The 13,930-nt window shown below is 65.1% G+C and carries 10 protein-coding genes; 5 read left to right on the forward strand and 5 right to left on the reverse strand.

Annotated elements, in window-relative coordinates:
- Positions 1 to 10 precede the first annotated feature (10 nt).
- From ACZ1JC_RS02110 to ACZ1JC_RS02125, 4 genes are all read right to left on the reverse strand, one after another.
- On the reverse strand, positions 11 to 931 hold the full coding sequence (locus ACZ1JC_RS02110; RefSeq protein WP_465139556.1) for a diguanylate cyclase: 921 nt from the start codon (positions 929 to 931) through the stop codon (positions 11 to 13).
- Positions 928 to 3,843: a hybrid sensor histidine kinase/response regulator gene (locus ACZ1JC_RS02115; protein ID WP_465139555.1), complete on the reverse strand. Its 2,916-nt coding sequence runs from the start codon at positions 3,841 to 3,843 to the stop codon at positions 928 to 930. The genes ACZ1JC_RS02110 and ACZ1JC_RS02115 overlap by 4 nt, the downstream gene beginning before the upstream one ends.
- A complete protein-coding gene (locus ACZ1JC_RS02120) occupies positions 3,840 to 4,154 on the reverse strand; it encodes a hypothetical protein (protein ID WP_465139554.1) in 315 nt (104 codons plus the stop codon). Before ACZ1JC_RS02120 ends, ACZ1JC_RS02115 begins: the two co-directional genes overlap by 4 nt.
- A gap of 245 nt (positions 4,155 to 4,399) precedes the next feature.
- Positions 4,400 to 5,659, reverse strand: coding sequence for an MFS transporter (locus ACZ1JC_RS02125; RefSeq protein ID WP_465139553.1), 1,260 nt, complete (start codon positions 5,657 to 5,659; stop codon positions 4,400 to 4,402).
- 259 nt (positions 5,660 to 5,918) lie between these two features.
- On the opposite strand from ACZ1JC_RS02125, the gene ACZ1JC_RS02130 reads away from it, so the two are divergent.
- From ACZ1JC_RS02130 to ACZ1JC_RS02150, 5 genes are all read left to right on the forward strand, one after another.
- On the forward strand, positions 5,919 to 7,634 hold the full coding sequence (locus ACZ1JC_RS02130; RefSeq protein ID WP_465139552.1) for an FAD-binding protein: 1,716 nt from the start codon (positions 5,919 to 5,921) through the stop codon (positions 7,632 to 7,634).
- Positions 7,631 to 8,197 carry an SRPBCC family protein gene (locus tag ACZ1JC_RS02135; protein ID WP_465139551.1) on the forward strand — a complete coding sequence of 189 codons (567 nt, stop codon included), beginning with the start codon at positions 7,631 to 7,633 and terminating at the stop codon, positions 8,195 to 8,197. Before ACZ1JC_RS02130 ends, ACZ1JC_RS02135 begins: the two co-directional genes overlap by 4 nt.
- Positions 8,194 to 8,628 carry a nuclear transport factor 2 family protein gene (locus ACZ1JC_RS02140; protein WP_465139550.1) on the forward strand — a complete coding sequence of 145 codons (435 nt, stop codon included), beginning with the start codon at positions 8,194 to 8,196 and terminating at the stop codon, positions 8,626 to 8,628. Before ACZ1JC_RS02135 ends, ACZ1JC_RS02140 begins: the two co-directional genes overlap by 4 nt.
- Positions 8,629 to 8,649: 21 nt before the next feature.
- On the forward strand, positions 8,650 to 9,312 hold the full coding sequence (locus ACZ1JC_RS02145) for a TetR/AcrR family transcriptional regulator (RefSeq protein ID WP_465139549.1): 663 nt from the start codon (positions 8,650 to 8,652) through the stop codon (positions 9,310 to 9,312).
- A gap of 167 nt (positions 9,313 to 9,479) precedes the next feature.
- Complete coding sequence (locus tag ACZ1JC_RS02150; RefSeq protein WP_465139548.1) at positions 9,480 to 11,801, forward strand: TonB-dependent receptor; 2,322 nt, start codon at positions 9,480 to 9,482, stop codon at positions 11,799 to 11,801.
- A 35-nt stretch (positions 11,802 to 11,836) separates the two neighbouring features.
- Here the strand turns inward: ACZ1JC_RS02150 and ACZ1JC_RS02155 are convergent, their stop codons facing one another.
- Positions 11,837 to 13,927, reverse strand: coding sequence for an oxidoreductase (locus ACZ1JC_RS02155; protein ID WP_465139547.1), 2,091 nt, complete (start codon positions 13,925 to 13,927; stop codon positions 11,837 to 11,839).
- Positions 13,928 to 13,930 lie beyond the last annotated feature (3 nt).

The following is a 13,930-nucleotide window of genomic DNA, read 5'->3' on the forward strand; positions in this document are numbered from 1 at the left end:
TGGTTGCGCCCTAGTGAGAGGCGATCCCGTCGAAGCAATCCAGCGTCACCCGATCGCGTCCGTATGACTTGCTCTTGTAGAGTTGGGCATCCGCAGCAGCGATCCAGTGGTCTGGTGCCATCCCGTCGGCGCAGCGCGCACAGGCCACACCGATGCTCACCGTCACTTGCGGGCCGATGCGCGAGGTCTTGTGCGGGATGCCCAGGGAATCGACCTGCCGCTTGATCTCCAGCGCCACTTCGCCTGCCGATTGCGGATCGACGCCGGGCAGCGCGCAAAGGAACTCCTCACCGCCATAACGCGCTGCCTTGCCGCTCAACTGGCGGATCGCCCGCGTCAGCGCGGAAGCAATCATCATGATGCAACGATCACCGGCCTGATGGCCGTATGTGTCATTGAACTGCTTGAAGAAATCGATGTCGATCATGATGACCGAAAGCCATTCCCCAGTCCGGGCAAGGCGGCCGCAATCGGCGGCAAGGTCGATCTCCAGATGACGGCGGTTGCTGAGGCCCGTCAACGCGTCGGTCACTGCCATCTGGGCCAACCGATCGCGCATCCGCTTCAGCTCGACATGGTTGGCAACGCGCGCGCGCAGCAACGCGGGTTGGACGGGTTTGGTGATGTAGTCGATCGCGCCCAGCGAAAGGCCGCGCATCTCCGCCTCGGCATCGCCCAGCCCGGTGGTGAAGATGACCGGAACGTCCGCCAGCAGCGGATCGCCCTTCAGCTTGCGGCAGGCCTCGAAGCCGTCGATGCCGGGCATCACCACGTCCAGCAGGACAAGATCGGGCTGAACGGACCGCGCCACATCCAGCGCATCCTCCCCCGAACTGGCGAAGCAAACGTCGTATTCTTCCTCCAGCGCGGCGTTCATGATTTCGATATTGGCCAGATCGTCATCGACAATCAGGATCGTCGCCTTGTTCACGAATTCGTCCTTTGGGCGACGCGATCGGTCGCCAGTTTGCCGTTAGCGGAAAGATCTCCGCCGGCGCCATCGGCGGAAGCATCAATGCCCATGCGGTCATCGATGCGGTCCACGATTTCAAGAGCGGCCGCGTAATCGAGCCGAAGCACGGCCTGACACAGCGGGTGATGCTGTCGTTCGGGCTGCGATAGCCCCGAAGCATCGGCGAATTTTTCGAAGGCGTCTCGGGCCCTCAGGCTGCGCCGCAGCAGAAGGCCGCGCAGTTCGGCCAAGGCCTGGGCCGCATGCTTGGCGTCCACCGGCTGCGCCTCTGCAGCCGCCCCGTTATGCCCTGCCGCTGCGGGAAGCGTCCGCGCCGCGATCACCGCCGGCCGCAGCCCCCGGTCCAGCGCGTCGATTTCGCAAGACAGGGCATCAATCTCGCCGGCAAGGACCAGACGTTCGGTTTCGGTGGCGTGATGCTGGACGATGTGAAGACCAAGCGAGCCTGCAACGCTGCGCAATCCGTGCGCAAGCCGCCGCACTTCGTCGGTATCGCGTTCCGCCAGAGCCTCCCGCATCCGCGCAGCCACGTCTGCGTAATCCCGCCCGAAGCTGATGATGAGCCGATGGAGCAGCGCGATTTTGCCGCCCACGCGTTCCAGCGCGACGGGAATGTCGAAAGGCGGCAGTTTGGCGGGGAGGACGGGCTCGATTTCAGCCTGGCCGGGCCGGGCAATCGCGCACGGCCCTTCCGCATCCGGGGTGACAGGCTTCAGCCAGCGATCCAGCAGCGCAACCAGCGAGGCAGGCGAAACCGGCTTGGCGATGTGATCGTCCATTCCGGCATCCATGCATTTGCGCTTTTCTTCCTCGAAGGCGTGCGCGGTCATGGCCAGGATCGGCAAAGTACCGCGCGGGCGCGTTTCGCGAATGAGGCGCGTGGCTTCCAGCCCGTCCATCTCCGGCATCTGCACATCCATCAGGACGGCGGCATAAGTATCGCCGCGTCGTGCCACGAGATCGCATGCGATGCGCCCGTTCACGGCGGGATCGACGATCAGGCCCGCCTGCGTCAGCAATTCGGTGGCGATCTCCAGGTTGATCTCGTTATCCTCGACCAGCAGCACGCGCTGGCCGCGTAAGTGCGGCTCCACCTGCCGGCTTGTGGCTTCTTCGGACGAGGCCGCCGCGATCGCGGCCGCTTCGTCGGCGAAGAGAACGGTGATCGTCTCCAGCAGGGCCTGCGGATCGATGGGCTTGGCCAGAACGGCCGAAATCGGAATCCCCTGCGCCTCCGCCATCGCCTCGTCCACGCTGTAGGCCGTGAGGATCAGCGTGATCGGCATCGGACCGTCTCCGGCGCGTTCCTGCAGGATGCGCGCCAGTTCGATGCCGTCCATTCCGGGCATCTTCCAGTCGATCAGCACAAGGTCGAACGGCTTGCCGCGCTTGCAGGCATCGGCATAGGCGGCCAGCGCCTCCTCGCCCGATGCGGCAAGGTCGATCCCCATGCCCCAGTGCCCGAAAATGCCCTGCACGATCTCGCGCGAGGCGGGGTTATCGTCCGCCGCCAGTACCCGAAGCGTGCGGATCTGGTCGAACGAGACGGCCCGGCTTGTCGGCACTGCGCCGGCTTCCGCCATTTCGAAGCGGCAGGTGAAAGTGCTGCCCTGGCCGGGCGCGCTCTTGACCGAAATCGATCCGCCCATCTGCTCCAGGATCTGCTTGCAGATCGCCAGACCCAGCCCGGTGCCGCCGAACCGGCGTGTCGTGGAAGTGTCGGCCTGGGAGAATGGCTTGTAGAGCCCCGCCTGCTGCTGTGCGCTCATGCCGATGCCGTCATCGGCCACCACTAGCTCCAGCACGGCCAGTTCGCCGGCCGGACCATCGCGCTTGCCCACCAGTTCAAGCCCGATCTCCACCCGGCCGCCGGCGGAAAACTTCACCGCATTGCTCAGCAGGTTGATCGCCACTTGCGCAAGACGCAGCGGATCGCCGCAAACCGCCTGCGGCACATCCGGGCCGATATGCGTGAAGACGCGCACGCCCTTGGCCTGGGCCTCGAACGAAACCAGCTGGACCTGATCGGCGATCGTCGTGCGCAAGTCGAAATCATGCGATTCCAGCATCAGTTTGCCGGCTTCGTTCTTGGAAAAGTCCAGGATGTCGTTGATCAGGCGCAGCAGCGACGATCCGGCCCCCTTGATCTTCTCCACGAAGTCCCGCTGACGGTCGTCCAGGCTGGTATGGCCGATCAGGTGGCTATAGCCCAGGATCGCGTTCATCGGCGTGCGGATTTCGTGGCTCATGTTGGCCAGGAACATGCTCTTTACCCGCGTGGCCTCTTCCGCTTCGCGCGTGCGTTCCTCCAGCGCCTCGTTCTTCAGCAGGATTTCGTCGCTCATCCGGCCGATGCGCTGGAAACTGCCGGTCAACATGCCATTCAGCCAAACCAGCACCGCCGTCTGGAACGCCACGATCGCGGCATGGAGCAGGACGCGTTCCGGCGTGCCGGCCTGCGAGAACACCGCGTAAGGCAGCAGGTAGAGCAACACCAGGTGATGCAGCGCGATGGCAACCGCGGCGATCAGGATCGCCTCGCGATCCAGCCAGGCGATGGTCAGCGCCAGCATCGCGAAGAAATACATGTGCATGTCCATCTGCCAGGGATGGCCACGCAGGAGGAACAGCAGGATCGCCGCCTCCCCCATCAGGGCGACGGCGGAAAGATAGCGGGTCGCCGGCGCGGGTCCCTGAAGCACCCACATCAGCTGGAACGATCCGGCCAGGACGGCGCCCGCCAGCGCGGCATAGAGCGGCGATTCGCCCTGGATCAGCGCAACCAGCGCATGCAGCGGGACGTGCAGCCAGAGCAGCACGACCAGAAACCGGCCGAACTTGGTACGAAGGGCAGCGATTTCGTGGTTCATGGCTGTGACCTCGTCGTGAGGGGCGGGCTGGTTTCTTGCGGAGCAGTGCAGCCAAGCGGGCCGGAGACGCGGCGCACGAAAAGCGCCCCCGCCCGTTCCACGGTCTGTGCGAAGCGAGGATCGGCCGAGGCGGCGATGACGGTGTTGGAAAAGCCGCCCGGCCGAACCAGCCTGCCGCCAGAGGCGCGTACCAGCCCGGTCGTGCGGGCCAGCGTCCAGCTGGGCGGCGTCACCACCAGATAGCCTTCGCCGGAAGCGGCGCCCACGCCGAACGAAGCGACAAGCAGCCCGGCAACGAGCAAAATCAGCATCAGGAAGGCAGGCAAAAGGTCACGAACCCGCAATCGGGGCCGACTATCCGGGCGGAACGGCTCCGCAAACTGATTCCCGTGCATTTGCAACAGCATGGCACCCACCAATCCCCCCCGGGTGTGCGAGCATAGCTAAGTAACGGTGTTTCAATCGTAAATATAGTGTGGTCGCGTATTCCCCGGTCGCGAAAAAATATATTTCAGCAAAAGCGCTGTTCTGCCCTGCCCGCCGTTGAATTTTCCGCCTATTTTCGTTCCCGCTCAAACGGGCGGATATCGAAACTGCGCGCCAGCCGCAGCGCCGGAAACAGGCGGGACCAGATCAGCGTGACGGCGATGGCGCCGATGCCGCCGACCACGACCGTCGCCGTGGGGCCGAGGAAAGAGGCCACGAAGCCGGACTCGGCCTCACCCAGTTCGTTCGACGCGGAAATGAACAGCGACGAGACCGCCCCCACCCGGCCGCGCATGTCCTGCGGCGTCGAAAGCTGGATCAGCGACTGGCGGACGTAGACCGAAAACATGTCGGCCGCGCCCGATACGGTCAGGCACAGCAACGAAAGCGGCAGCCAGCGCGACAGGCCGAAGCCAAGGATGGCCACGCCATAGACGGCGACCGCCGCCAGCATCTTCACCCCGACATCCCGGTTAAGCGGCCGCCATGAGAACCAGAACGCCGCCAGCATTGCCCCCAATGCGGGCGCGGCGCGCAGGGTGCCCAGTCCGCTTGGGCCGATCGCCAGAATGTCATGCGCGAAAACCGGCAGCAGCGCGGTCGCCCCGCCCAGCAGCACCGCCATCAGGTCCAGCGAGATCGCGCCCAGGATCAGCGGATGGTGGCGCACATAAGATATGCCCTCCACCATCTGCTGCCACGGATGGACGCCGGCATTTCGCGGCGTGCGCGGCACTGGCGGGATCATCATGAAACACAGCAGCGAAACCGCGAACAGCGCGGAAGCGGCGGCATAGGGAAACACCGGCCCGACCGCATAAAGGAACCCGACCGAGGCCGGCCCGACGATGGCGCCCAGCCTGCTGGCGATGGAATTGATGGCGATGGCCCGGGGCAGCACTTCGGCCGGAACGAGGTCCGGCGCCAGCGCGCTGAGCGCCGGCATGGAAAATGCCCTTACCACGCCGAACAAGCCCGCCACCACGAACAGCGCCGCCAGGGTCACGCCATGGCCCGAATTGAGCCAGCCCAGCAGTACCGCGCATCCCAGTTGCACCACCCCGCACAGCCGCGCGATCACGCGCCGGTCGACATGGTCCGCCGTCCAGCCGGTAACCAGCACCAGCAGGAACAGCGGGATGAACTGGACCAGCCCCACCACGCCCAGTTGAAAGGCCGCATCCTTGATGCTGCGGGTGAGCCGGGCGACTTCGTAGACCTGCCAGCCCAGCACCACGACCATGCCGCCCTGCGCCATCGTCGTGCAGAGCCGTGCCACCCAGAACAGCCGGAAGGCGGGGAACGAGAGGGGGTGTCTCGATGGGTTCACTGCATTCTCCGACGGGCGCGCTTTGGGCCACGCTTCGGGGTGCTGCTGGCGAGTAACGCGGCGGCTGGCAAGCGCGACGCGTGAAAAAGCAATCACCGGCAGCAGGATTCGATAAAAACCCATCGCCGGGGCGAACTGGTCATTAATCGGTCCATGCCGTATCATAACCGCAGCAGGACCGACCTACCGGGAAAAGCGCCGGGCGAACGCGGCGCATCCTCGGCCATGAATGTGGTTGGCAAAAGCTGGGAGACAGCCGGTGAAAACGGACATCGTGCCTGAACAATGGGATCTGGAAGCAGACGTGGTGGCCATCGGCTCCGGCGCGGGCGGGTTGTGCGCGGCAATCACCGCGCAGGATCACGGCTGCTCTGCCGTGGTGCTCGAGCGGTCGGACAAGGTAGGCGGCGTCACTGCCTATTCGATGGGTGAGGTCTGGATCGCCGGCAATCATCTGGCCAAGACGCTGGGCATAGACGATTCCCCCGAAAGCGGCTTCCGTTACGTGCAGGGACTTTCCGCCGGTTACGCGGATGAGGTTTCCATCCTCAATCAGGCGATCCACGCCCCGGTCGCGCTGAAGTATTTCGAGGACGTGATCGGGTTGCAGCTGGCAGCAATCCCGGACTGTCCGGACTATTACTATCCCCACAGCAACGATAGCGTGGCGGAAGGGCGGCTGCTGGAACCCGTGCCGTTCCCGGCGGCTTCGCTGGGCGAATGGCAGCACCGCACGCGGGTTTCGCCGCACGTGCCTTATGGCATGACGCATCATGATATCTTCGCCAATGGCGGCACCGCGAACATGCGCAATTGGGACTATGCCACGATGGCAGAGCGCATGGGCAATGACGAGCGCTGTCTTGGGCCCGGCCTTGCCGCCTATTTCGTCAAGGGCGCGCTGGATCGCGGCATTCCCCTGATCACCGGCGTCAATGCGGAAAAGCTGATCGGCGACGGCCAGCGCATCATCGGCGTGCGGGCAAAGCGCGACGGCAAGGACATCTTCATCAAGGCCAATCGCGGCGTGGTGATCGCGGTCAGCAGTTACGAGCGCGATCCCGGTTACTCGCGCACGCTGGGCAACCTGATCGATCCGGAATCGATGGTCATGCAGTCGATCGACGGCGCGCACCTGCGGCTGGCCGGCCCGTTCGGCGCCCGCATCGCCCGCGTTCCGGACGGCACGATCCTGGGCGTCCACACGCCGGGGGAGGAACAGGAGGGCGACCTGCCGCTCTGGCGCGGTGCCCTGCCCTACATGGGCCTGCCGCATACGATCGTGGTCAACCGCGCGGGCAAGCGGTTCGGGAACGAGGCTTTCTACCGCTCGATCGCCCATGCCATGAACGTGATCGACGGCAATTCGCAGACCCACGTCAATTATCCCTGCTGGGCGATCTTCGACAGCCAGGCGCGGGAGAAATACCCGTTCGGCGGCGTGATGCCGGGGCAGGAGCTGCCCGACGGCATGGGCGCGAAGGCGGGCAGTCTGGCCGAACTCGCCGCCATGATCGGCGTGGACGGGCCGGGGCTGGAACAGACGGTGGCGGCCTTCAACCGCTATTCGGCAGCCGGGGAAGACCCGGAATTCCGACGCGGGGCTTTCCCGTGGAGCGTCACCATGTGCGGCGATCCCAACCAGAAGCCCAACGCCAATCTGGGACCGCTGGAACAAGGACCGTTCTACGCTGTGCCGCTGCACCGTCTGGCAGGTGGCGGCATCGCCTCTGCCGGGCTGCTGGGCGACGAGCATTGCCGGGTGATCGGCTGGGACGACGAGCCGATCGAGGGGCTTTACGTCGCCGGCAATTCGATGGCCCGTCTGGACAATGGCGCCGTCATGCAAAGCGGCATGACCAATGCGCGCGGGATGACCCACGGCTATCTGGCCGCGCTCCATGCCGTGGGCCAGCCCAGCACGCTGCTGGACGCGGCGCTAGCGCGGCGACAACAGGCGGAAGCCGCCGAATGATCGAAACCGAACAGACCGTCACCATCGGGCGGGGTATCGAGGAGGTCTGGACCCATGTGCGCGATATCGAGCGCTGGGCCAGCCTGATGCCCGGGCTTCGCGAATGCCGGATCGTCGATGCGGACAATTCCAGCTGGGTGCTGAAAGTCGGCGCCGGCGGATTGGTCCGCACCGTTCACGTCAATGTCCATGTGGACGCGTGGGACGGCCCGGAACGCGTGGCCTTCACCTACGATCTGGATGGCGATCCCGTGCGGGGTGCAGGCACCTACCGCGCGCGGTCGCTGGGCCCCACGGAAACCGAGGTGACACTGCACGTGCAGGTGATCGGCAGCGGGCAGATGGCAATGATGTGGGAAGCCATGGGCAAACCGCTGCTGCCACAGTTCGCGCGGACTTTCGCGCAACAGCTGAAGGCGGAGATCGAGGCGCCCGGCGGAGGAGCGGGACCGGAAACGATGATCGAAACGCCCACTCGCCCCGCCATGCTGACCCGCTTGCTCCGGCTGATCGGGAAGCTGTTCGGAAGGCCGGCTGCAATCGAAAGGGAGGGAATGTCATGAGCGAAGCGAACAAGCGGATCGTGATCGAGTTCATCGAAGCATTCAGCAGAGGCGATGCCGTGGCCGCCGAAAAGTGCCTCGCGCCCGATGCGGTGACGGACGCCAAGGGCTTCGGCAAGCTATCCGGCCCGCGAGTCCGCGAGATGATCCTAGCGACAACGGCCGCCTTCCGCGACCTCATCCCCACCGGCCTCCGCCCCGCATTCAAGACGGTGACTGCAGAGGGCGACCGCGTCGTCGTGGAATTCGAAGGCGATGCGGTGCTGGCCAATGGGGAGGCCTATTGCAACCAGTACTGCATGGCCTTCACCCTGCACGAAGGCAGGATCCGGCACGTCAACGAATACTACTGCACGCTGCTGGCGGATGAGAAGATCCTTCCCCTGCTCGCCGATGTGGAGCGGCAGCGCCACGCCATGGAAGGCCGCTGACATGCGCGGAATGGCCGGTTCATGAGCATTGCGGCGGCCTCGACTGCAGCCCGTTCGGCTGCATCCCGCGCGCCGGGGCGGCCGACGCTGGAGGAAGGCGCGGAAATAGACGGCCAGTTGCTGGACGTCGCCCTGCAGGAATTCCTACGTCACGGATATGGCGGCACGTCCATGACGCGGATCGTCAAGGCGGCGGGCATTTCCAAGACGACGCTCTATTCGCGCTATTCCTCGAAAGAGCAGCTGTTTCGCGCCATCATGGTGCAGCAGATGGACCGTGCGCTGGGGGCGACGCTGATGCAATTGCAGATCAGCGACACCGATCTGGAGAAAGGCCTTGTCGCCTATGCCGATCGCTCGCTGGAACTCAGCTTTCAGGGCAGCTTTCTGGGCGTTAACCGGCTGATCTACAGCGAATCCCACCGGTTTCCCGAACTGGGCATCGCCGCGGCCGAGCGCACCCAGATCGGGGTTGAGCAAATCGCGGATTTCATCGTCCACTGTGCGGCCGCGCAGGGCCGCGTTCCCGGCGATCCGCACGCGGCTGCAGAGGCGTTCATCCTGATGCTGCGCGGCTATTACGTGAACGTGATGCTGACCGACCGGCCGGTGCCCCGCCCGGCGCGGCAGGACTGGATCCGCCGCACCGTTGGCGCCTTCATTGCCGGGCGCGACGGGTGGTGACGGGCCGATCCCGCTGGCGGGAGCAAGCTTTTTTGCCGGCAAGGAACCCGGCGAAAGCGCCGTGACGATATGGCCGTCGCGAAACTTTGCCGAAAGCCGGCCTAGTGCGAAAACGTAACGGGCACCGCGTTGAAAAAGCCGGGCCTACGACACATCGGGAGGAAAAAATGTCGAACTGTTTCCGGCGATGCGCAACATCGTCCCTTGCCGTTCTGGCAACCGCCCTGCTCTCGCAGCAGGCTTTCGCGCAAGATGCCGCTCAGGCTCCCACAGGTCAGGCGCCTACCGATCAGGCCGCTACTCCGCAAACCGCGCAGCCCATGCCTACCGGTGAAATCTACGTCACCGCGCAGCGCCGTTCGGAACGCTCGCTCGATGTGCCGATCACCATCACCTCGCTCAGCGATCAGGCGCTGACCGATGCCGGCGTCCGCCAGCTTTCCGACATGTCGCGCGTGGTGCCGGCGCTGCGTTTCGACAAGTCGGGCGTCTACACCCAGCCCACCATTCGCGGCGTCGGCACCGCAATCACCACCTCTGGCGGCGGCCCCAACGTCGCTACTTACGTGGACGGCTTCTTCTCGCCCAGCGCGGCGGCGACCGACTTCCAGCTGATGAAAGTCCAGTCGGTTCAGGTCCTGAAAGGCCCGCAGGGCACGCTGTTCGGCCGCAACACCACGGGCGGCGCGATCCTGGTCACCACCGCCGATCCCAGCGAAACGCCGGGCGGCGAGATGAAGGCCACCTATGGCCGCTTCAACACGGTGGAAGTGCAAGGATACGCCACATCGGGCGTCGCGCCCGGCGTCGCTTTCGACGTGGAGGGGCTCTACCGGCGCGGTGACGGGTTCCAGACCAATATCATCGACAACAACAATCATGTCGGCAAATACAACCGCTGGTCTGTCCGCACCGGCCTGAAGGTGGAAGTGACGCCCGACGTCAGTTTCCTGCTGCGCTATATCCATTCCGCAACGGACGATCCTTCCGCGCTGATGCACAATGCCTTCGTGGATGAGGACGGCACCCGCTGGATCTACCAGTACACGCCCACCGGCTATTACGCGACCAAACCCAACCAGGTGGCCCTGCAGCCCAGCGACGGCATCGGCGCGCACAGCAATTCGGACATCGTGCAGGGCACGATCAAGGCCAACCTCGGCTTTGCGGACCTGACATCCTACACCCAGTACCGCAATGAGCGGGTGACCAGCGTGCAGGATCTCGACGCGACGGCACTGCCGATCTTCACCATCCGCATCGGATCCAACAGCGAAACCTTCACGCAGGAACTGCTGCTGAACTCCAAGGCGGGGTCGCGCCTGCAGTGGACCACCGGCGTCTATTACTTCAACAACCGCGACACCTGGCCCACCGACGCGAAGCTGGGCACCAATCCGTTCGTGCGCAACGGCGAATCCGGCACGCTAACCCAGTCGATCGCGGTCTTCGGAGACGCCACCTACGAAATCACGCCGCAACTCTTCGTCACTGCCGGCGCGCGCTACAGCCATGACTGGGTTTCCGACGCCTACTTCCTGCGCGCCCTCACTGCCTCGGTCTATGAGGATGCCAATGGCAATCCGGTGCCATTCCCATCGAACGTGCCGCTCTACACGCGTTACGACGTGCCGAACCTCACCAACGACCGCGTGACGCCGCGCTTCGTGCTGCGCTTCAAGCCTAATGACGAATCCAGCCTCTATGCCTCGTTCACCCAGGGGTACAAGGCCGGCCTGCTGAACGTGGGCGGCTATTCGTACCGCCCGGTGAAGCCGGAAACGATCAACGCCTACGAACTGGGCTACAAGTACGCCAAGGGACCGTTCTCTGCGGAGCTTTCCGGCTTCTACTACGATTACAAGAACCTGCAGGTCTCCAGCTTCCAGGCCGGCACCGCGCGTATCACCAATGCCGCCAGTTCGGAAATCTACGGCATCGAGGGGCAAGTCAGCGCCCGCGTGACGTCGGACTTCACAATTTCCGGCGGCGCGGCCTGGACCCATGCCCGCTACAAGAAGTTCCCCAACGCGCCGTTCTACCAGTTCTGCGATCCGTCGCTGACCTTCGGCACCTCGCCGGTGGCCTGCACGCCGACCAGCCTTGGCGGCCTTGGGCCCGGTTCGCTGGTGGAAACGACCACCAACGCCAGCGGCTTCAAGATGCAGCGTTCGCCGGAATTCACCGCGAACCTTGCCGCCTCCTACGGGTTGGATCTTGGCGGCGGGCGCCTGAACCTGTCCAGCAATCTCTACTACACCTCGTCCTTCTATTTCGGCATTGCCGAACAGTTCAAGCAGAGCGGTTACTCCCAGCTGGGCCTGCGTGCGGAATGGACGGATGCCTCGGACAAGTACTCGATCGCGGTCTATGGTGAGAACGTCACCGATCACCGCTACCGCTCGGCGGTGAACTACGCCTCGCTCGGCATCGGCAGCGTCTGGGCCGAACCGGCGACTTACGGCGTGACACTCGGCGTGAAGTACTGAGGATGTGCGCGCCCCCGGTTCACGCCGGGGGCGCCTCAGCCCACAGGCCGGTCCATGTCCGCCGGCAAAGGATTGAGCCAAGGCGCATCGGACGCGAACCACGCCTGCGCGAAATCGCGCGGAGCGTCCGGTTCGCCGATCATGCGCGCGAACAGCTGCCCCTCGTAACTCGCCGCCGCAAACATGCGCGGCGCCAGCGCATCGCCGATCGTGAAAAGCTGCGAAACCCGCCCTTCCAGCGCGCGCGCAAGATCGTCCACCGGCTCACGCGAGGTGGCAAGGATCACCGCATCCACCGGCATCACGCGCGTCGCACCGGAATGCACATCGCGCAGCGTCACCCGACCTTCCCCAATCTCGTCGATCCATGTTCCGGTCTCCAGAACGACGCCGGCCCGTTTCATGCGGCCGAGCACGAAACGCTCCTCCCACGCGTCGCTCAATCGCGCGGAAACGGGCGACATTTCGGCGGAAACCAGCGTGACCTGCGCACCGCGCGCAGCCAGCATTTCGGCGATGCCACTGCCAGTGTGATAACCCTCCCCATCGGCCACCAGCACGTGGCCGGAAAGATCGAGCGCGCCGGCCAGCACGGCTTCCGGTGTGAGAACGAAGGGCCGGTCATGGCCGGGAATCGGCATCTCGCTCACGATCCCCTGCCCGCCCAAGCGATAGCGCGCGCCGGTCGCCACGATCACCGCGTCAGGCGCCTTGGCCAGCACCGTTTCGGCACTGGCGCGAATGCCCAAGCGCAGATCGACGCCAAGGCGTTCGAGTTCCGCCCACCACCAGCGCACGGCATCGCCATAATGCGCCCGCCCCTGCAAGCGCGCCCAATCCGCCAGCGCGCCGCCCGGCTCGGTGCGCGCTTCGAACAGCGTGACCCGGTGGCCGCGTTTCGCAGCAACCCGCGTCGCCTCCATCCCGCCGGGCCCTGCCCCGATGACCACCACCCGCGACGGTTGCGGCGCGGGTTCGAAACTGTCCACACCCCATAGCCGTTCGCGATAGCTGGCCGGATTGATCGTGCAGCCTTGCGCGCCATCGCCACCGGCAGCGGTGCACCAGTTACAGGCAATGCAGGTGCGCCCTTCCTCCTCGCGCCCTTCACGCGCCAGCAAGACGAATTGCGGCTCCGCAATCAATTGCCGAGCACATCCCGCCATGTCGACCACACCCGACGCAATGGCTTCTTCCGCCTCCGCCATGCGAGTGACGCGGCCCAGCACGGAAAGCACTGGCACCGTTCCCGCCGCCTCGCGCACTTGTGCGACTGCGGGGCGATAGAGCTGTTTTTCGGAGAAACCGGTGGGCATTCCATGCGCGAACTGCTGCGGCTCCATGCCTTGGTCGAGGTCCAGATAGTCCAGCAAGCCGCGCCCTGTCAGGTGCGAGACCGCATCGCGCGCCCCGTCGATGCCATAGCCGCCCGCCACACCCTCGTCGCAGTTGAAGCGCATCCCCACGGCCATCTCGCGGCCAGCGCCTTCGCGGGCGGCCTCCAGCGATTCCACCACGAAACGCACGCGGTTGGCAAAGCTGCCGCCGTAATCGTCCTCCCGCGCGTTGTAGTAGGGCGAAAGGAACTGTTCGATCAGGCCCGCGTGCGATCCGTGCAGCATCACTCCGTCGAAACCGGCCTTGCGCAAGTTGGCGGTGGAGCGGCGCACGGCCTCGTGCATGCCCGCGATCTCTCCCAAGGTCATCGCCCGCGTGGTGGATGCCCGGCGGCCATGCGCGAACTGCCGGCTGGATGGGCCTAGTGCCGGTGCCGGCGGGCTCAGCGGCTGCCACCAGCCCGCGCCGCCCCACCAGTAGAAGATCTGCCCGAAGATCTTGCCGCCAGCCGCGTGAATGGCATCCGCCATGCGCGCGAAGGCGGCGATGTTTGCGTCAAGGTGCGGCGATGGTTGCCGGGTACGCCCGCGTTCGTGCGCGACCAGCGCCACCATCACCAGTCCGCAGCCGCCATCCCTCACCCGCTCGGCGCTATAGGCGACAAGGTCGTCCGAAGGCTTGGTCCCCACACTCAGCGCGCTGCCATGCGGCGCGAAGAAGAAGCGGTTCGGGATGGTGACCGGGCCAAGCGCGATTGGCGAGAAGACGTGCGGATAGCGCGGATGCATCGC

The sequence above is a fragment of the Sphingomonas sp. BL-S-28 genome, assembly GCF_055521515.1.

What these genes read in the sequence shown, in the direction of transcription:
- ACZ1JC_RS02115 (WP_465139555.1), bottom strand. Translation starts at nt 3,843, where the DNA reads ATGAACCACGAAATCGCTGCCCTTCGTACCAAGTTCGGCCGGTTTCTG.
- ACZ1JC_RS02120 (WP_465139554.1), bottom strand. Translation starts at nt 4,154, where the DNA reads ATGCTGATTTTGCTCGTTGCCGGGCTGCTTGTCGCTTCGTTCGGCGTG.
- ACZ1JC_RS02135 (WP_465139551.1), top strand. Translation starts at nt 7,631, where the DNA reads ATGATCGAAACCGAACAGACCGTCACCATCGGGCGGGGTATCGAGGAG.
- ACZ1JC_RS02140 (WP_465139550.1), top strand. Translation starts at nt 8,194, where the DNA reads ATGAGCGAAGCGAACAAGCGGATCGTGATCGAGTTCATCGAAGCATTC.
- ACZ1JC_RS02145 (WP_465139549.1), top strand. Translation starts at nt 8,650, where the DNA reads ATGAGCATTGCGGCGGCCTCGACTGCAGCCCGTTCGGCTGCATCCCGC.
- ACZ1JC_RS02150 (WP_465139548.1), top strand. Translation starts at nt 9,480, where the DNA reads ATGTCGAACTGTTTCCGGCGATGCGCAACATCGTCCCTTGCCGTTCTG.
- ACZ1JC_RS02155 (WP_465139547.1), bottom strand. Translation starts at nt 13,927, where the DNA reads ATGCATCCGCGCTATCCGCACGTCTTCTCGCCAATCGCGCTTGGCCCG.